The organism is Bacillus sp. PPSBB_11 (assembly GCF_038023285.1).
Lineage (GTDB): Bacteria > Bacillota > Bacilli > Bacillales > Bacillaceae > Bacillus > Bacillus altitudinis.
In genome coordinates this window covers 2,110,765-2,129,203 of the sequence record NZ_CP150633.1, presented here as the reverse complement: position 1 = coordinate 2,129,203, position 18,439 = coordinate 2,110,765, and the positions used below count along the sequence as shown (strand labels likewise).

Sequence of the window (18,439 nt, the reverse complement as noted above, 5' to 3'; positions counted from 1 at the left end):
CCTTACAGTTCAGGTTTTGCTTTATGATGATCTGTTGCTTGTTCGAAAGCGTGAGCCACGCGGTAAACGGTTCCTTCATCAAAGTGTTTACCGATGATTTGCAGTCCTAACGGAAGACCATTTGCAAATCCACAAGGCACACTGATTCCTGGAACGCCTGCAAGGTTAACAGGGATCGTTAAAATATCGTTTGCATACATTGTGAGTGGATCGCTTGTCTTTTCACCAATGTTAAATGCCGGAGTTGGTGTTGTTGGTCCTACAATGACATCATACTTTTCGAAAACATCTTCAAAGTCTTTTTTGATCAGTGTACGGACTTTTTGTGCCTTTTTATAGTATGCATCGTAATATCCTGAGCTTAGAGCGAATGTGCCAAGCATGATGCGGCGTTTCACTTCGTCTCCAAAGCCTTCAGAACGGGTATTTTTATATAAATCAATCAGGTTGTCTGCATTGTCTGTACGGTAGCCATAGCGAATACCGTCAAAACGAGCAAGGTTTGCAGATGCTTCTGAAGATGAAAGCAAGTAGTAAGTCGCAAGCGCATATTTAGAATGCGGAAGAGATACTTCTTCCCATGTGGCACCAAGTCCTTCTAATACTTTCAACGCTTTAAGAACAGACTCTTTTGCTTCTTCGCCAACACCTTCACCAAGATATTCTTTTGGCACAGCGATTTTCAAGCCTTTGATGTCGCCAGTTAATGAAGAAAGAAAATCTGGGACATCGACATTTGCACTCGTTGCGTCCATTTGATCAACACCAGAAATCGCTTGAAGAACATATGCATTGTCCTCAACATTACGCGTAATCGGCCCAATTTGATCTAATGAAGAAGCAAATGCGATTAAACCGTATCTAGATACACGGCCATATGTTGGTTTAAGACCAACAACACCACAGAATGATGCCGGCTGGCGAATGGAGCCGCCTGTATCTGATCCAAGAGAGAATGGTACTTCTCCAGCTGCAACAGATGCTGCTGAGCCACCACTTGACCCACCTGGAACGGTGTTTAAATTCCACGGGTTTTTCGTTGCTTTGAAGCCTGAGTTCTCCGTAGAAGATCCCATCGCAAATTCGTCCATGTTTAATTTACCGATTGTGACAGCTTCCGCTTCTCTTAAGCGGTTCACAACGGTTGCATCGTAAATAGGATCAAAGTTTTGCAAGATTTTACTTGATGCCGTTGTACGTAAATCTTTCGTCACGATGTTATCTTTGACACCGATCGGCATACCGAACAATAGACCAAGCTCGTCCTTTTCACCAACGGCCTCGTCCAATTCCTTTGCGTACGCACGTGCTTTCTCTTCGTCCAGCGCTAGGAATGCTTGTACTTTCCCGTCTACTTCATGGATTCGTTTATAAGACTCGTCCACTAAATCAGAAACAGACAGTTCCTTTTTATGTAAAAGCTCTTTTAATTCAGAAATTTTGTGGTCAAACAGTGACATGCCTCAGGCCTCCTTTAGTCCAAAATTGATGGCACACGAATATAGCCGTCTTTATGATCAGGCGCGTTTTTGATGACTGCCTCAATGGAAAGACCTTTATTCGGAACATCTTCTCTCATGACGTTTTTCATTTTTAATACGTGTGTTGTTGGTTCAACGTTTTCCGTATCTACCTCGTTTAACTGCTCTGCAAATGAAATGATGCTATCAAGCTGTTCTGTAAACATCTCAGCTTCTTCTTCTGTAATCGCAAGCCGTGCCAAATGCGCAACATGCTTTACTTCTTCTATTGAAATTCTTGACATGCAGGTTCACCTCCAAAATGATACGTGTTCGTGGTCATGATCATAAGTCATATACACTTTATCATATCAAATTTTACTGTTCTAAAGCAACTTTACGAGGACGCCTAGAAAGGCTTTGTCCACTAATATGTCATTGTGGTGTAGCCAGTGTCTAAAATATTCATCAAGGTGACTTTTTATTTTTCAGAAAATTTTTACTTTAGTTTATTTTTGTAAACGCATACATATAGAAGCTTATCACCGATCCGTGCATTTTTTCTTAAAGATAAAGATGTTTAAGAAGGTTGATCACTTGGGAATACTCTGATAGGTTAAGTAACCATAGCAGTGAGCAGGGCAGTGAAATGTCATTTCTGTCTAGCACTTCTGTATATTTTGATTGAGGTGATGTCAAATTAATACGAAAAAGGTGAGAAAACAAAATGAGTATTGAAGTTACGATTTCCTTATCTATCTATTTTATCGGGATGCTTGCCATTGGTTGGTATGCGTTTAGGAAAACACATGATTTAAATGATTATATGCTTGGTGGACGAGGTCTTGGTCCATTCGTTACAGCTCTATCAGCAGGTGCTGCGGATATGAGTGGTTGGATGCTGATGGGTGTACCAGGTGAAATGTATAAAACAGGTTTATCGACAACCTGGCTTGCAATTGGTTTAATTGTCGGTGCTTATTTGAACTATTTAATTCTTGCACCTCGTTTACGTTCTTATACAGAAATTGCTGATGATGCCATTACGATTCCTGATTTCTTTGACAAACGATTCAAAGGATCATCTGCTTTATTAAAAGCAGTTTCAGCCGTCATCATTTTAATCTTCTTTACGTTGTATACATCATCTGGGATGGTATCAGGCGGACGTTTATTTGAGTCAGCATTCGGTGCTCACTACATGTTTGGTCTGATATTGACATCAAGTATCGTGATTTTGTATACACTGTTCGGTGGATTTCTAGCAGTGAGCTTAACGGACTTTGTCCAAGGAGCTATTATGTTTTTAGCATTAGTGCTCGTGCCGATCGTTGCCTTTACTCAATTAGGTGGACCTGTTGCCACATTCAATGATATTCAACAGATTGACCCTAAATTGCTTGATATTTTTAGAGGAACGAGCGTCATTGGCATTATTTCCTTCCTCGCTTGGGGATTAGGTTACTTTGGACAGCCTCATATTATCGTACGTTTTATGGCGATTACGTCCGTAAAAGATTTAAAACCAGCACGCCGAATCGGAATGAGCTGGATGATTATCTCTGTCATTGGTTCACTATCTGTTGGTTTAGTTGGTGTCGCATACGTACATGAAACGGGTATGAACCTTGCTGATCCTGAAACGATCTTTATCGTCTTTTCTAAAGTATTGTTCCATCCTTACATTACTGGATTCTTACTTTCTGCCATTTTAGCAGCCATTATGAGTTCAATTTCTTCTCAGCTGCTTGTGACAGCAAGTGCCATGACAGAGGATTTATACAGAACGTTTTTTAGAAAGAAAGCCTCAGATAAAGAGCTTGTGATGATTGGTCGTATGTCTGTACTCGTTGTTGCGATTATTGCTCTTTGTCTATCTCTAAACCCAAGCGACACCATTCTTGACCTCGTCGGTTATGCTTGGGCAGGATTTGGTTCTTCATTCGGTCCAGTCATCTTGCTTTGCCTATACTGGAAACGAATGAATCATCACGGTGCACTTGTCGGAATGATTGTGGGTGCCGTTGTGGTTCTTACATGGATCACGACAGGTCTCAACCATTCAACAGGTATCTATGAAATGATTCCTGGCTTTACGTTAAGTGGCTTAGCCGCAATTGTTGTGAGCTTAATGACAAGTAAACCGACAAAAGCATCAAAGCAGCTATTTAACAAAATGGAAGACCATCTCGAAGAAGAAACAAAATAACCAAACATGAGGAGTCATCTGCATTATGCGGATGACTCTCTTTATTTTTAAATAAAATGCTTTTCTTTCTCCCGTTTCTGAATAAAATAGAAGTTGTGCAGCCATATGGGCTGTGAGAAGATCATATACATGATGTGAAACGTACATGAAGTGAAAGGAGCGATACGCATGTTTTGGACAATTGAATGGGATACGGTCTTGAAATTAGCCGTTGCCACCTTAATCGGTTTGATCATCGGTCTTGAACGCGAACTTAAGAAAAAGCCGCTTGGGCTAAAAACGTGTATTGTCATTGCTGTCAGCTCCTGCGTATTAACCATCATCAGCATTGATGCAGCCTACAATTTCCCTCGAGTCTCTAAGCTTCAAATGGACCCACTCAGGTTACCGGCGCAAATTATATCTGGTGTTGGTTTTATTGGAGCAGGTGTGATTCTTCGCAAAAGCAATGACGTCATCTCAGGTCTTACGACATCTGCGATGATTTGGGGAGCAGCAGGACTTGGGGTTGCAACAGGTGCAGGTTTTTATAAAGAAGCCTTCCTCAGTCTTTTCTTTATTCTTGTCAGTGTGGAATTTTTACCTTGGCTCTTCCAGCGGATTGGACCCATTCGCTTACAGGAAAAAGAAATCCGCATCAGAATGTCACTTTCTGACCGAAACCGCATGACAGAGATTTTAAAAGAAATGAAAGCACTCAATATTCGGATTCATTCTGTACGTATTGATGATTTAAAGGAAAAAGACTATCCGATCATGGAAGTACGTGTTCGCGTACATAAAGACCGCTATACAACCGATGTGTACTTTGATATTAAAGATTTAGAAGGCGTTGTTGGTGTGAAGTGTGATACGGTGTAGGATAAAAAGCCCCTTGCTATGTCAAACAGCAAGGGGCTTTTGATTTATGTTGTTAGCTGATGAAAGTCAAAAGGCGTAATTGGGGTTTTGTCCTCAATCTCCTTTCGAAAACGCGCCAGCATGGCACTTTCGTCAGCGCTTAGTGTTCGGAGATCAAATGCTTGATGTAAAAGCCCATAAATAAGCATATGACGCAGCATAAGGAAATCTGGTATTGTCGCCAGCCATGCGTCATCAAGCTCATTCTCCTGTCGATAGCCTTTGAGAAAATGGCTCATAAATTCACCCGTAAATTCAGCTTTATCCTCATACGGAATCACCGGATACCAAAGAACGTTGTATAGCAAAATGCTCATATCGTTGATAAACCAGTGATACCCACAATCATCAAAATCAAATGCAATGATTTCTCCCTGATGATAATGGAAGTTCCCGTGATGTAAATCCGCATGCACCAGTCCATAGACATCCTTGGATATTCGGAGCTGGTGAAGCTTTTGCATCAGTTCATCTTTTCTCTGCAACACAACCGTTTGATCAGAAGGAATATACGTTTCAAGCTTTAATTGCTCCTCCTCATACCACTCTTGACGCTTATAGCGAGGATCTTTCACTTGATATTGTTTAGTCGTTTGATGCATACGCCCTGTATAGGCTCCTAACGCTTGAAACAACTGTCCATTCCAATATGCTTCGGTCACTTTTCTGCCAGGCGCCTTTTCGTACACTCTCAGCAAAAAAGCGCCTCCTGCTTGATCGGGAATCGCTTCAACATCTTTTCCTCTTGTGGATAAAACCGGTTTAGCTACTGAGATTCCATGTCGAGATAAATACCGAATCCAGTCCATTTCTCCTAAAATATATGTGCGAGAGCGGCGTATGGTATGGGTAATTTTCAATATATAACTCGACCCTTTTTCATCCGTATATTCATACACATAATTTTCTGCATCGGCTAGAAATGTGACCTGTTCTGGCTGAAAATGATAGAGTAGAGCCGCTTTCTTTAAGACCATTTGTTCATCGTATCGTGCTTTTACTTCTTTATGCATGCTGATTCTCCTTTTATCGTCTTTTTACTTATACATGACGGTAATCAGCATTTATACGAGCATCAACATACCTGCCTTTCCTTTTGATTTCCTCACATACTTTGACAAAAGTTGAAAGATTCCTCTAATTAGAAATAAAAAACCGCCAAAAGGCGGTTTTCAGATTGTTGACAAAGGGCTAAAATGAACTTTATTTTAGCCCTTTGTCTTCTTTTCAGCGTGATGAAAACCTTTGCAGCCCTAGGAAGGACGAGTACTGGCGCGGAGCGAATCTCACATTCGTGAGCACCAGCACGCAGGACTGACAAAGAATGTGAGGTTTGTCTACACGCTAAAAACCGCCAAAAGGCGGTTTTTATTTAGTCATATATATGGACCGTTGGTTCTTTATCTTCAGCATTTTTTGTGATGAGGGCTTCTTGCTGATCAGAAGAGGTGATGTTGATTTCTATATTGGTGCTCTTATAGTAATCCATGACTTCACCTGTTAAGTATTGCGTGAATGCCACGACTTCTGTTTTTCCGTAGAATTGCATTGGAATTTCTACTTTCATTTTTTGCAAGTTCCCGTTTTTATAGAAACCTTTGCCTACCACACCTGTGTAATTCGGGAAGTAGTCTTCTACCTTTGTCTTGAAGCGGTCAAATCGCTCTGAATCATCTTTGTAGCTGCTCTTAGCATTATCTGAAGGGAAGAAGACATTCTCTTCTTTAATCGTATCCCAACTGCCAATATCAGCTGATCCTGCTTTTACATCAGTTTTAGCGATAAAGTTTCCTGGAACAATAGATGATTTTGGTGCTTGTTTATAAAGAGCAATCATGATTGGGACTTTTTGCAGTCCGTCCATTTGACGAAGTCGTTTAATGACTTGTTCCGCAATTTTTTCGCCCTCTGCTAAAAGTTTCTTTGAATTTTTCGATGAATCGATGGTCACCTCTTGCTGAGGATCCCCGATATTTTCGCGATAATAATAGACAGAGTTAAGCGCAAGACCGATAACAACCCCGCCAAGCTGTAAGCTATTTTTATCTTTTCTGATTAAGTAATTATGTTCTAGCATGGAAGCTAAGTAGATTGGACTATTTTCATTTTTTGACTTTGTTGAACCTGAGTTTGGAAGAGCAGGGTTTAAGCCTAAGTTCTTAAAGTCTTTGTCTTCTTTTTCAGCTTTTTTCAGATCACTGCCTGTTTTTTTGCGGGCAAGCCAGCTGAGAACAGTATCTTCATCTAAATGCTGTCCTTCTTGGAATAGATAATCGTTTGTATTGAATGATTCTGTTGCCAGGCGCATGAGTCCTGTTTCAAATTCATCAATGTCTAAGCGTGTATTGAGACGCTCTGCAGTTAGTCCTCTTGCCGCTCCTTGTTTAAACGGCAGCACCATTTTGTAATAGGAATCAGAGATGTTGTACATTGGGATGATCGCTGTTTCTTTCGTTTCATCCGTTTTTTGTGTGACCTCTTCCTCATCCTTTCCCCCAAAAGGTGCACACGCTGACAATACCAGTGTGAGCATTGTCAGCAGCAATAGCAACTTTTTCAATAGAAAACACTCCTCTTATTTCTTTAGCTCCTCGAGCATTTTGGCTTCGTCCCAGATTTCAATATTGAGTTCTTCTGCCTTTGTCAGCTTACTTCCAGCTGCTTCGCCGGCAATGACTAAGTCTGTTTTTTTACTTACACTACCTGCTAACTTGCCGCCTAATGCTTCGATCGCTGCCTTTGCATCATTACGAGACATTTCTTCTAATTTCCCCGTCAGCACAATCGTTTTTCCTGCAAAGTAGGAATCACTTTCTTCTACTTTCACGGGTTTTGGCCCTGTGTAGGTCATATTGACCCCAAGTTCTTTTAGTTCATTTAGCAGATCTAGAATTTCTTCTTTCTCAAAGTACGTGACAACTGCATCGGCCATTTTTTCACCAATTTCATCTACTTCAAGTAATTGTTCTTTCGTTGCTTGTTTTAATTGATCGATATCCTCAAAGTGCATGGCCAATGTCTTCGCTGCTTTAGAACCAATAAATCGAATACCAAGTCCAAACAATAACCGTTCAAGAGAGTTTTCTTTCGATTGCTCGATCGAACGCAGTAAGTTATCGACTGATTTCTCGCCCATTCGTTCTAGCTGAATCAACTCTTCTTTTGTTAAACGGTAAAGGTCTGATACACGAGAGACAAGCTGTTCTTTGAAAAGTTGTGTAATGACTCGCTCGCCTAGCCCATCAATATTCATCGCATTACGAGACACAAAGTGAATGAGTCCTTCACGTATTTGAGCGGGGCATTGTGGATTGATGCACCGAAGCGCCACTTCTCCTTCAATTCTGACCAGCTCACTTTGACACTCTGGACATTCAGTCGGCATGTGAAACGGCTTTTCTTCTCCTGTTCGCTGATCAACAAGAACCCCTGCAACCTCTGGGATAATATCGCCCGCTTTTTTGACAATCACTTGATCAAAAAGGCGGATATCCTTCTCTTTGATCAAATCTTCATTATGAAGAGAAGCACGTTGCACTGTCGTTCCTGCGACTTTTACAGGCTCAAGAATCGCTGTTGGGGTGATGACGCCAGTACGCCCCACACTTAGTTCAATATCAATCAGCTTCGTCACGACTTCTTCGGCCGGAAATTTGTACGCAACAGCCCAGCGTGGACTTTTTGCTGTGAAGCCTAGTTCTTCTTGCTGAGCCAATGAATTGACTTTAATGACAATGCCATCGATTTCGTATGAGAAATCAGCACGCTTTGTTTTCAGTGTTTCAATGAGGTCGATCACTTCTTCAATGGTTTGGCACATCCGTCTTTCTTTGTTCGTTTTAAAGCCAAGCTCATCGAGAAGATCAAGTCCTGCGCTTTGCGTTTCAACACCAATTTCATCAAGCTCTGCTATACTGTAGACGAAGATATCAAGGTTTCGTTTCGCTGCAATTTTCGTATCGAGCTGACGAAGTGAACCAGCAGCCGCATTACGCGGGTTCGCAAACGGCTCTTCTTCGTTTTGTAATCTTTTTTCGTTAAGGGCTTCAAAAGAAGGTTTTGGCATAAATGCCTCGCCTCTCACTTCAATCGACAGAGGCCGATTGATTTTGAGCGGGATGGAACGAATGGTTTTGAGGTTCTCGGTAATATCCTCACCTGTTGTCCCATCACCCCGCGTAGCACCCCGGACAAACACGCCATTTTCATAACGGAGAGAAACAGCGAGTCCGTCAATTTTCAGCTCGACATTGTAAGCGACGTCGTCACCGACTGCTTGACGAACCCGGCGGTCAAAATCAAGAAGGTCCTGTTCATGAAACGCATTGCCGAGACTGAGCATCGGTGTACCGTGACGTACTTTTTGGAAGGCGTCTAAAACAGCACCTCCTACTCTTTGCGAGGGTGAATCGGCTGCTTTTAAATCAGGGTATTCTTCCTCCAGAGAGATCAGCTCACGCATCCGCGCATCATATTCAGCGTCAGGAACACTTGGACGATCCAGTGTGTGATATTCGTAGTTGTATTGATTCAAAATCTGGTGTAGTTCCTCGATCCGGCGTTTCGCTGCTTCTTTATCCATCTGCTTCTTCCTTTCACTTCATCCGTTTTGTCAGTCCTATCAGTTTATTGCTTTTCGATTGGCGCAAAGGCGGCAAGGAGACGCTTAATGCCTGTAGGGCTTGGGAAGGCAATATCAAGCTCTGTGCTGTCTCCACTCCCTTTCACACTCACAACCGTGCCAACACCCCATTTTTTATGAGCGGCTTTATCACCGACAGCCCAGCCAATGCTGCCGCCGCCTGTGTTTTGAATGGTTTGCGTTTGTGGACGTGAGACAGGCCCTCGTCTTTGCGGTCTTTCTCTCGTTTGGCCAAACGGTGTTTTCGTTTCTTTTTTCTCATTTAGGTTGTCCAATAAATCAGCTGGTATTTCTCTGATAAATCGTGATTCCAGATTCATATTCGTCCGGCCGAATAACGTTCTCATCTTCGCACTTGATAAATAAAGCTCTTCTTCGGCCCGTGTGATCCCTACGTAAGCGAGACGGCGCTCTTCTTCCATCTCGGCATCTTCCATTAATGAACGACTGTGCGGGAAGACACCTTCCTCCATGCCCATTAAGAACACAACGGGGAATTCCAGCCCTTTTGCTGCGTGGAGCGTCATTAAAATAACGGCATCCTGATCTTCTTCTTCCGTCTCATCCAGCTTATCAATGTCTGCGACGAGGGCGAGGTCTGTCAGGAAGGTGACAAGTGATTTATCTTCATTTTGTTCTTCAAAGTTTTTAGTGACCGATAGAAACTCGTCAATATTTTCTAAACGGCTTTGTGCTTCAATCGTTTTTTCGATCTTCAGTGCTTCACGATAGCCTGTTTTCTCTAGGATCTCTTCCGTTAATTCTGTGACAGATAAATAATCCTGCATATTTGTCATTTGATCAATGAGCTGTTTGAACTCATCAAGTGCATTGGCTGCTCTTGCACTGAGTCCAATGAAATCCACCTGACCAAGTGCTTCAAACATAGAGAGATCATTCATTTCTGCGTATGCGGCAATTTTATCAACAGAGGTCGCCCCAATTCCACGCTTTGGTACGTTGACAATGCGCGCAAAACTAATATCGTCATCTGGATTTGCCACAAGGCGTAAGTATGCCAAAATGTCCTTGATCTCTTTTCTGTCATAGAACTTCGTACCGCCGACGATATTGTATTGAATGTTCGCCTTCATTAACGTTTCCTCTATGACACGTGACTGAGCGTTCGTTCGATAAAGGATCGCAAAATCAGATAATTTACGCTTGCCGCTCTGATGAAGCTGACGAATCTTTCCAGCGACAAATTGACCTTCACCGAATTCATTATCTGCGCGGTAATAGGCAATCTTCGCTCCTTCGTCATTTTCTGTCCACAGGTTTTTTGGCTTGCGGTTTGAATTGTTTTGAATCACCGTGTTTGCGGCATTCAGAATACGTTTAGTCGATCTGTAATTTTGCTCAAGCAAAATCACTTCACTGGACGGATAATCTTTTTCAAAGGAAAGAATGTTTGTAATATCCGCTCCACGCCAGCGATAGATAGACTGATCCGAGTCACCGACCACACATATATTTTGAAAACGCTGCGCGAGCAGTTTCACAAGCATGTACTGTGCTCTGTTCGTATCCTGATACTCATCGACATGAATGTATTGGAATTTTCGCTGATAGTGTTCTAATACTTCAGGAATCCGCTCAAACAGACGAATCGTCATCATAATAAGATCATCAAAATCGAGTGATTGGTTTTTGAGTAATCGTTTTTGATAATCTGTGTAGACGTCGCTGACCACTTGATCATAAAAGTCACCGGCTGTTTTTGCGTATTCCTCTGCGTCAATGAGTTCGTTTTTTGCACTGCTGATTGAACCTAAAATGCTACGTGGATCAAACTTTTTAGGATCAATATTTCGTTCTTTTAAAATGTTTTTAATGACTGAAAGCTGATCAGATGTGTCTAATATAGAAAAGTTGCGATTCACACCAATACGGTCAATATCGCGTCGTAAAATGCGTACACACATGCTGTGGAACGTAGAGATCCAAATGTCATCCGCACCAGGCCCTAAAATGGCTTGTACACGCTCACGCATTTCTCTTGCTGCTTTATTTGTAAAGGTAATCGCTAAAATATTCCACGGTGCCACATGCTTTTCTGCCATTAAATACGCAATTCGATGCGTGAGCACTCGTGTTTTTCCACTACCTGCTCCTGCCATCAGTAGCAGCGGCCCGTCTGTTGCTTTGACCGCTTCTTTCTGCGCGTCATTCAGCCCTTCTAATAGATGATTCGATATTTCATTCATTTCATTCACCGCCAATTCGAACTTATGTTCTATTTTAACCCGTTTCGTCTTGTTTGACTATGATGACTTTTTCACTGCGTTGACTGTCTTTAACGCTTCTTTAAAATTGTCATAAATGACGTTTCCCACTACGACAACGTCTGCGTGCTGTGCAAAGTCTTTCGCCTGCTCTTCGCTTTCAATACCGCCGCCATAAAATAGAACCGTTTCATGTAGCACTGCTTTGGTTTCTTTCACAAGCTCTATATCTCCAAGCATTCCGCTGTATTCTAAATAAAAGATGGGCAGTTTCATCAAGTGCTCTGCTACTCTCGCATATGCCCTTACGTCATCTATATCCAGTGACGTATTGGCCTCTGTCAGCTTAGCCGCTTTACACTCTTCGTTTAAGATGACATATCCTTCCGGCACAATCTCTTCCATTGACATCAAATCACCGTATTCCTTCATCGCATCCTTATGCAGACCAACAATCCAATCAGGATGAGCGCTGTTTAACACAGTGGGGATAAAATACAGGTCAAAGCCAGGCACAATCATCTCATGTGTCGAGATTTCAAGGACACATGGCACAAGAAAGCGGCGCACCTTTGACATCAGTTGCAGCACGTTGTCTTCTGTCACGTTGTCACTGCCGCCAATTAAAATGGCATCCGTACCAGATTCACAAATCGCTTCAAGTTGTTCATCGGAAATCTCTTTATTTGGATCGAGTTTAAAGACATGCTTCCACTCGGTAACATCATACATGAAAAACGTTCCTCCATTCGTTTCATTCCATTTAAATATTATAACAAAATCAGACACCGCAAAAAATGGGTAACCTCCTTCAGCTAAAAGTTTCATTCTTTTGAAAATAGTCGATTTTCACTTTAGGCGAGGTGAATGGAGACTATATGAAAAGCTCCACTTCAATAGGAGCTGAGTGAGATCAATAGATGGATACTGAACTGAAATGAGAGCTACTTCATCTCATCACATGATATTATACATGAAAGGAACATTTGACTATCGACCAAGCAGGTGAATGATTTGAAAAGAACCATCACATATGATCAAACGATCGACATCGGATACATCTATCTCATCCCGCCTCGAATCGGGACAATTAAAGAAACCATTGAATTAGACGTGAATGAATGTGTGAACGTAGACATCGACAAAGAGGGCCGAGTAGCTGGGCTGGAGTTATTTGCAGAAGAAGCCAAGGTGTTGAAACACACACCCGTTTATGAGGACGAGCTTTCGTTACGTTTTACGGATCAGGAAGTTCTCTCAACCTATCATTTATTGGGCATTGAATTTCTTTTCTCGACGCCTGATCACGAAGGGTTGATCGGTTTTACGATTGTCGATCCTCTTCGATATCACATCAAAAAAAAGACAAGAAAAAACCGTTTTGAATGGTCAAAACGGTTTTTTAAAGCTATTGTCTCACTTCATTAAAATAATGAACAGATGTCATGGCCCCTTCATCGACCATCTTGTTGTCTTGAATATCTAACGGATCAGGGTGTCCAGCTTTTTCAGGAACCTTTTCATTTGATCGGAACATGCTTGCCCATTTTTTGAGATGCTGTTTATTTTTCACTGCTAATAACACTGCACCACCAACCCCTAATCCTGCAAGTACATACGCATTCGGACGCTTATTCATGTATGTTCCCTCCCCTTATGATCTTATTTGTAAGTTACCCCGCCTTTTCATTTCTAAACGTCACAATCTGTTGAAGTGGTTTCTCTTTCAATGAAAAGTGGAATAACAACAGTAATGATAGAGAAAAGAGGGGATTTTCGTGACAACAACTTTCATCGTCATTGGCGCATTATTAGTGATTTTTTTCATCATACCAATCATTTTATTCATCTGGATTTGGATGCGAGATGAAAAACAGGAAGAGCATTCTGTCCTACGAAATTATCCGGTCATTGGAAAGCTACGGTTTATTTTTGAAAAAATAGGACCTGAGCTTCGTCAATATCTGTTTCTAAATGATCGAGAGGAGCTTCCTTTCTCAAGAAGAGAATACGAGCAAGCTGTCATGTCTGGGAAGTACAAAAGCCGGACAATGGGCTTTGGATCAAAACGTGATTTTGACAAGCCTGGTTACTATATTCGCAACGTCCTATTTCCAAAGCAGCGAGATGAGTTACGCATCGATCAATCTGAAAAAATCCAAACAAAAGTGTATCAGATCGATCAAGATAATTTACTTAGAAGAAGTGAACACACGAAAGAAGTCGAAGCAAAACCTTATTATCTCCATGAAGAAGATGTACAAATCATTGGTGAACATACGTGCCAAAAACCCTTCCACGTCAAAGGATTAATCGGTCAATCAGCCATGAGCTACGGCTCATTAGGCGACCGGGCGATTACGGCTCTATCCTCCGGCTTAAAAATGGCTGGCGGCACATGGATGAACACAGGTGAAGGCGGGCTTTCGCCTTACCATCTCAAAGGGGGCGCCGATATCATTTGCCAGATTGGGCCTGGTTTATTTGGGGTTCGAACAGAGGATGGCGCATTTTCGTTCGAAGAGTTTAAGAAAAAAAGTAAACATGATGAAGTAAAAGCCTTTGAACTCAAGCTAGCACAAGGAGCGAAAACACGCGGGGGACACATTGACGGTGAAAAAGTCACAGAAGAAATTGCCCAAATCCGTAAACTGCCGCCGCACCAATCCATTGACAGTCCGAACCGATTCGAGATGTTTCACTCCATTCCTGACATGTTTGATTTTATTGAACAACTGCGAAACATCGGCGGAAAACCAGTTGGAATCAAGCTAGTTGTTGGGCATAAAGAAGATATCGAGGAGCTTGCTCTCTATATGAAAAAAAGCGGAAAACATCCTGATTTCATTACAGTGGATGGCGGAGAAGGCGGCACAGGTGCTTCCTTTCATGAACTGGCTGATTCCGCAGGCCTGCCCATTTTCACCGCACTGCCGATGGTCCATCAAATTTTGAAGAAATATGGGGTTCGAGATCAGGTCAAGCTGTTTGCGTCTGGTAAACTTCTCTCCCCTGATAAAATCGCAATTGCCCTTTCCATGGGAGCAGATTTTGTGAATATCGCTCGAGGATTGATGTTCTCGGTTGGCTGTATTCGGGCGCAAGTATGCCACACGAATAAATGCCCTGTTGGGGTTGCCACCACAGATCCAAAGCTGCAAAAAGGTTTATCGATTGAAGAAAAGAAATACCGAGTCTGCAATTATATCCTGTCCCTTAGAGAAGGTTTGTTTAATTTATGCGCAGCAGCTGGAATTGAATCACCTATTCATTTTAACGAAAAACATATTATTTTTAGACAAGAAAACGGTCAGACAAGTGAAGTCCCTATGTTCTCAGGCACAGAGCAGTCTGTCTAGCTTAAAAAGGTGCGTTTCCGCACCTTTTTTCGTTGACATTCTTGCTCAATCACGTATAAAGAACTTAATAGATCTTTGATAAGGAGAAAGAGTATGCGTGAAAAAAAGGTCCGCGGTATGAAACGAAAGACTCAACAGATCATAAAAGAAATGAACGCACATACGCAGTCGTTTCCGGCGAATGTTACTGACTACTGGCACCTGCCTTTACCAGCGGCTTATGATTTTATGACGTCCAACAGAACACCGAAAAAGATCAAACGTCTATGCATTCAAACTCTATTGAATAGAGCTGAGCATCTCATTGATTTGAAACCAAACGACGGAGACATATATCGTGTCGTGGTCGCAGTCGATCTGCCTGGATTATGGCATTCACAAATCATTGTGTTTAAAGGGGATTCTTATGTGAAAGATTTCTTCAACAGACAAGGTGAGCATCAGACATCGCTTCCCCTTTCCGATCAGAGAAATATTCAAAAAGAATGTGATTTATCTGTTGCGCAAAATATGCGAAACATCGGTTTTAAGGAAGTGATCACTGATGACGATGAAGTGTCCTATGAAGGTGAACGATGGTTTATGGGAGAACTTGATGATATCAAAAAGAGCCATTTCAAATGAAATGGCTTTTTTTGTTCAACTTCAAAACGACAAATCATAAAGAATATTTGCAGTGAAAGCTGCTTTATTTTGTTTCGTCCGTTGCTTGTTGCTCTGCTACGCGGTCAAGTGCCATCGTATAAGCATCATTTCCGTAGTTCAAGCAGCGTTTGACACGTGAGATAGTGGCTGTACTTGCACCTGTTTCCGTTTCAATTTTGTGATACGTATTTCCCTCGCGAAGCATACGCGCTACTTCAAGACGCTGTGATAAAGATTGGATTTCATTGATGGTGCACAAATCATCAAAAAATCGATAACATTCTTCCAGGTCTTTAAGGGACAAGATGGAGTTGAATAGCTGATCTAAGCTTTTTCCCCTTAATTTATCAATTTGCATCTTTATACATCTTCTCCTTTACTATTGGCACACCGCTCCGCACTGACTTTTCCGAGAAAGCGGTATCTTTCCTGACTCATTTTTTTCAACCTCAGCAATGAGCTTTGAACGAATCATGACAGGTTTGGTTCTACGCTGAAAATGCCATCAGGTTCTTTCGTAAGCCGAAGCTTCTTTATCGTAAACAAATTCGACAAGTTTTGTCATATTCCTTGTGCGACAATCTGACAAACTTGTTTGCCTCCGATATCTAGAACACTTCTGCTCTGTTAGGTCTTTCCCTAAAAAACAGTATGTGTAGAAAGCTTGGCGAGACGACAAACCTGCGCCCCGCCTTGCTTGATTATTCAAAATATGTTGGTCGGCCAGCGTAACCGACAGATTCATTTTACAATTGGGCACTTCATTCGTCATGTCAAAGCCCTATGCTTTGTCACCATATCTAGCAGCGAAGAGATCCATTGCTCACTTCTGCCCTATAACAGCGGTCAGAAATCTAGCAAATATGATACAGCTCCACTCTGTTATATTTTAACGCATTATAGACGGAAAGAGTACAGTTTTTTTCATGACATCAAATATTCCTCTTGGTGTCACCCGAATATACGGCAAGTGTGTGCTTTGGAAAAAGACAAGTGTATCAATCGGGCAGTCAAATGGATACCCGCGCTCAATGAGTAGCTCGCGTAACGTTTGCTCCTGCTGAAGAACCGTTTCAAACGATTCAGCTGATGCACAGCCTGATAATTGCAGCGGGATTTCATGCAAAATCTTTCCGTTTTCTGTGAGCACAATTCCCCCGCCAATTTCTTTCATTCGCTTATGAGCAAGCATCATATCATCTTTATTTTTCCCAATCACTAAAATGTCACCAGTGGTTGAAAATGAGCTGACAAACCCTTGCACCTTGTTTGCAAATCCTTTTAACATTGTGTTCACGCGCCACTCGCCTTTTCGATCAATCAGACTGAAGAAGCTTTGATCATGGTCACAGGACAGCTGATTGACAGAGTTATCAATCTCCACTGTATAAGGCTCCATAATGACAGCATTTCGCATTTTGACACCGAGCGGCATTGAGAATTGCAAGTCACTCATCGTCAGGTCATAGCTTAAATCTAATGGTTCGAGCCCGCCATTTTCCCATTTTGTCTCTTGGAATTGATGCTGGTTCTCCCCCTCTAATTTAAGGATCACCCCTTTAGAAATCACCGTTTCTGGATTTGGATTCATCGGATCATCTAAAATATTCAAAGAAGCCAATCGGCCAGGACCGACCACGCCTAATAAGTCATCAATTTGATAGTATTTCGCAATGTTAAAGGTTGCCATATTGTACGCATCAATAGTAGGCACGCCTTCTTCAAGGGCAATGGAAATGAGACGATTGATCATGCCTTCTTCATAAAAATGAGGTGCTGATCCATCTGTTGTATAGAAAAAGTGATCGTAGTGCCTAAAGTCACGCTCATGCAACTCTCTTAAAATGTTCACTAAATCTGGGCGGATGGAAGAATGACGCAAGGACACATGATAGCCAAGAGACAAGCGTTTGAGCACATCGTCTGCATTCATTGCTTCATGATCACTGTCCGCTCCAAACAGCTTCATTTTTGTTAGCGTTTTCTCAGAAGCCCCAGGGAAATGTCCTTCAATTCGTTTTCTCTGCTTCTTCGTTTCTTGCATGCAATATAAAATGAGATCATCACCGTCCATTAATCTTGGCCAGCTCGTTAATTCGCCGCCTTGAAGGACGTCGGGATGATCAATCCATTCTTTCCGATAGTTAATAGGAAGCATCTCATCTTCATACCTGACCTCGGTTTGAAGATCGTATCTAGACCACCAGAAGTACTGAAATGGCTGCTTTTTTAATTCGCATAGAGTGGAAAGCGCTTTCTTTTCATTGCTTTGCAAAAGAAGAAATAAGTTATCGCTGACCATCGTTGTTGTGCCAAATTGAGACACATATTCTGCAAGTGATTGGGGATTATAAATATGGAACGGATGCGCGTGAGGTTCAATATACCCCGGCACAATGTATTTACCTTCACAATCAATCACACGTTTAGCTGATTTATTTTGAGGAAGCTCTGCTCCGACATAAACAATTCGATCATCATGTATCCAAATATTTGCCTTCACCCATTGCTTCAAAAACGGGTTTAGCACGAGTCCATTCGTTAAAAGGAGTGTTGGAACTATTTTTGAGTCGACTACATCGATTTGTGTGCGGATGTCATTGTTTCTCCAATTAAAAGTACGTTCGGACATTCACATACTCTCCTTCATTTGTATTAGCCCTATCGTAACATAACGAACCACGTTACGCATTAATGAAACGTTACAATTTCTTGAAATCACACTTAAAATAATTTAAAAAAGGAGAATCACTTGCAATGAAACCTAATCTTGGCTTAATGGAAGCGCTCATGAGAATTGCCTGCGGAATGACGATATGTACTGTAGCTGGATCCTTATATGCTCGAAAACCATGGAGTAAAATGCTGCTTTTTGGCATCATGCTCGGCGGATTAAAATTGGGCTCTGGTATTCTTCGTTTTTGTCCAGTGACCTATATGTGTGAACAGCAGAATACACATAAAGAGAAGGCTGAGTAGACAGCCTTCTTTTTTTGTGT

The 18,439-nt window shown here is 41.8% G+C and carries 16 protein-coding genes; 6 read left to right on the top strand and 10 right to left on the bottom strand.

Going from position 1 to position 18,439, the window contains the following annotated elements; genetic code table 11:
* Positions 1–2 precede the first annotated feature (2 nt).
* Complete coding sequence (gene gatA, locus V7L95_RS10395) at positions 3–1,460, bottom strand: Asp-tRNA(Asn)/Glu-tRNA(Gln) amidotransferase subunit GatA (protein WP_017359799.1); 1,458 nt, start codon at positions 1,458–1,460, stop codon at positions 3–5.
* A gap of 14 nt (positions 1,461–1,474) precedes the next feature.
* On the bottom strand, positions 1,475–1,765 hold the full coding sequence (gene gatC, locus V7L95_RS10390; protein ID WP_003213898.1) for an Asp-tRNA(Asn)/Glu-tRNA(Gln) amidotransferase subunit GatC: 291 nt from the start codon (positions 1,763–1,765) through the stop codon (positions 1,475–1,477).
* A gap of 422 nt (positions 1,766–2,187) precedes the next feature.
* On the opposite strand from gatC, the gene putP reads away from it, so the two are divergent.
* The gene (gene putP / locus V7L95_RS10385) at positions 2,188–3,669 is read left to right on the top strand and encodes a sodium/proline symporter PutP (RefSeq protein ID WP_017359800.1); all 1,482 of its coding nucleotides are present in this window, start codon (positions 2,188–2,190) and stop codon (positions 3,667–3,669) included.
* Positions 3,670–3,831: 162 nt separating this feature from the next.
* On the top strand, positions 3,832–4,530 hold the full coding sequence (locus tag V7L95_RS10380) for an MgtC/SapB family protein (RefSeq protein ID WP_169476135.1): 699 nt from the start codon (positions 3,832–3,834) through the stop codon (positions 4,528–4,530).
* A 44-nt stretch (positions 4,531–4,574) separates the two neighbouring features.
* On the opposite strand, the gene V7L95_RS10375 is transcribed toward V7L95_RS10380, so the two are convergent.
* From V7L95_RS10375 to V7L95_RS10355, 5 genes are all read right to left on the bottom strand, one after another.
* Positions 4,575–5,582: a phosphotransferase gene (locus tag V7L95_RS10375; RefSeq protein WP_340966186.1), complete on the bottom strand. Its 1,008-nt coding sequence runs from the start codon at positions 5,580–5,582 to the stop codon at positions 4,575–4,577.
* Between the two features lie 359 nt (positions 5,583–5,941).
* Entirely contained in the window at positions 5,942–7,102 is a 1,161-nt protein-coding gene (locus V7L95_RS10370; protein ID WP_235184544.1) for a CamS family sex pheromone protein, read from the bottom strand.
* A gap of 42 nt (positions 7,103–7,144) precedes the next feature.
* Complete coding sequence (gene ligA / locus V7L95_RS10365) at positions 7,145–9,151, bottom strand: NAD-dependent DNA ligase LigA (protein WP_025206875.1); 2,007 nt, start codon at positions 9,149–9,151, stop codon at positions 7,145–7,147.
* A gap of 44 nt (positions 9,152–9,195) precedes the next feature.
* Positions 9,196–11,418 (bottom strand): DNA helicase PcrA, encoded by a 2,223-nt coding sequence (pcrA, locus tag V7L95_RS10360; RefSeq protein WP_017359804.1) that lies wholly within the window; start codon positions 11,416–11,418, stop codon positions 9,196–9,198.
* A gap of 57 nt (positions 11,419–11,475) precedes the next feature.
* Positions 11,476–12,168, bottom strand: coding sequence for a heptaprenylglyceryl phosphate synthase (locus V7L95_RS10355; RefSeq protein ID WP_076822894.1), 693 nt, complete (start codon positions 12,166–12,168; stop codon positions 11,476–11,478).
* 282 nt (positions 12,169–12,450) lie between these two features.
* Between V7L95_RS10355 and V7L95_RS10350 the strand changes: the two genes are divergently transcribed.
* Positions 12,451–12,864 carry a DUF2283 domain-containing protein gene (locus V7L95_RS10350; protein WP_076822789.1) on the top strand — a complete coding sequence of 138 codons (414 nt, stop codon included), beginning with the start codon at positions 12,451–12,453 and terminating at the stop codon, positions 12,862–12,864.
* Here V7L95_RS10350 and V7L95_RS10345 read toward each other — a convergent pair.
* Entirely contained in the window at positions 12,845–13,075 is a 231-nt protein-coding gene (locus V7L95_RS10345) for a hypothetical protein (RefSeq protein ID WP_017359807.1), read from the bottom strand. The genes V7L95_RS10350 and V7L95_RS10345 overlap by 20 nt on opposite strands.
* Before the next feature lie 139 nt (positions 13,076–13,214).
* Here V7L95_RS10345 and V7L95_RS10340 point away from each other — a divergent pair, with 139 nt between their 5' ends.
* Together V7L95_RS10340 and V7L95_RS10335 are read left to right on the top strand one after the other, a co-directional pair.
* Positions 13,215–14,795 carry an FMN-binding glutamate synthase family protein gene (locus V7L95_RS10340; protein ID WP_017359808.1) on the top strand — a complete coding sequence of 527 codons (1,581 nt, stop codon included), beginning with the start codon at positions 13,215–13,217 and terminating at the stop codon, positions 14,793–14,795.
* Positions 14,796–14,888: 93 nt separating this feature from the next.
* Positions 14,889–15,419 carry a DUF3916 domain-containing protein gene (locus tag V7L95_RS10335; RefSeq protein WP_017359809.1) on the top strand — a complete coding sequence of 177 codons (531 nt, stop codon included), beginning with the start codon at positions 14,889–14,891 and terminating at the stop codon, positions 15,417–15,419.
* Positions 15,420–15,483: 64 nt separating this feature from the next.
* Here the strand turns inward: V7L95_RS10335 and V7L95_RS10330 are convergent, their stop codons facing one another.
* Together V7L95_RS10330 and V7L95_RS10325 are read right to left on the bottom strand one after the other, a co-directional pair.
* The gene (locus V7L95_RS10330) at positions 15,484–15,798 is read right to left on the bottom strand and encodes a YerC/YecD family TrpR-related protein (protein ID WP_007496879.1); all 315 of its coding nucleotides are present in this window, start codon (positions 15,796–15,798) and stop codon (positions 15,484–15,486) included.
* A gap of 531 nt (positions 15,799–16,329) precedes the next feature.
* Positions 16,330–18,072, bottom strand: a complete 1,743-nt coding sequence (locus tag V7L95_RS10325; RefSeq protein WP_017366759.1) for an adenine deaminase C-terminal domain-containing protein — start codon at positions 18,070–18,072, stop codon at positions 16,330–16,332.
* A gap of 125 nt (positions 18,073–18,197) precedes the next feature.
* Between V7L95_RS10325 and V7L95_RS10320 the strand changes: the two genes are divergently transcribed.
* Positions 18,198–18,419: a DUF2892 domain-containing protein gene (locus V7L95_RS10320; RefSeq protein ID WP_008344274.1), complete on the top strand. Its 222-nt coding sequence runs from the start codon at positions 18,198–18,200 to the stop codon at positions 18,417–18,419.
* Positions 18,420–18,439: the final 20 nt, after the last annotated feature.

Bases quoted from the DNA above. Each gene is read 5' to 3' on its own strand.
- gatA (WP_017359799.1), bottom strand. From the start codon at position 1,460: ATGTCACTGTTTGACCACAAAATTTCTGAATTAAAAGAGCTTTTACAT.
- gatC (WP_003213898.1), bottom strand. From the start codon at position 1,765: ATGTCAAGAATTTCAATAGAAGAAGTAAAGCATGTTGCGCATTTGGCA.
- putP (WP_017359800.1), top strand. From the start codon at position 2,188: ATGAGTATTGAAGTTACGATTTCCTTATCTATCTATTTTATCGGGATG.
- V7L95_RS10375 (WP_340966186.1), bottom strand. From the start codon at position 5,582: ATGCATAAAGAAGTAAAAGCACGATACGATGAACAAATGGTCTTAAAG.
- V7L95_RS10370 (WP_235184544.1), bottom strand. From the start codon at position 7,102: ATGCTCACACTGGTATTGTCAGCGTGTGCACCTTTTGGGGGAAAGGAT.
- ligA (WP_025206875.1), bottom strand. From the start codon at position 9,151: ATGGATAAAGAAGCAGCGAAACGCCGGATCGAGGAACTACACCAGATT.
- pcrA (WP_017359804.1), bottom strand. From the start codon at position 11,418: ATGAATGAAATATCGAATCATCTATTAGAAGGGCTGAATGACGCGCAG.
- V7L95_RS10355 (WP_076822894.1), bottom strand. From the start codon at position 12,168: ATGTATGATGTTACCGAGTGGAAGCATGTCTTTAAACTCGATCCAAAT.
- V7L95_RS10345 (WP_017359807.1), bottom strand. From the start codon at position 13,075: ATGAATAAGCGTCCGAATGCGTATGTACTTGCAGGATTAGGGGTTGGT.
- V7L95_RS10335 (WP_017359809.1), top strand. From the start codon at position 14,889: ATGCGTGAAAAAAAGGTCCGCGGTATGAAACGAAAGACTCAACAGATC.
- V7L95_RS10330 (WP_007496879.1), bottom strand. From the start codon at position 15,798: ATGCAAATTGATAAATTAAGGGGAAAAAGCTTAGATCAGCTATTCAAC.
- V7L95_RS10325 (WP_017366759.1), bottom strand. From the start codon at position 18,072: ATGTCCGAACGTACTTTTAATTGGAGAAACAATGACATCCGCACACAA.
- V7L95_RS10320 (WP_008344274.1), top strand. From the start codon at position 18,198: ATGAAACCTAATCTTGGCTTAATGGAAGCGCTCATGAGAATTGCCTGC.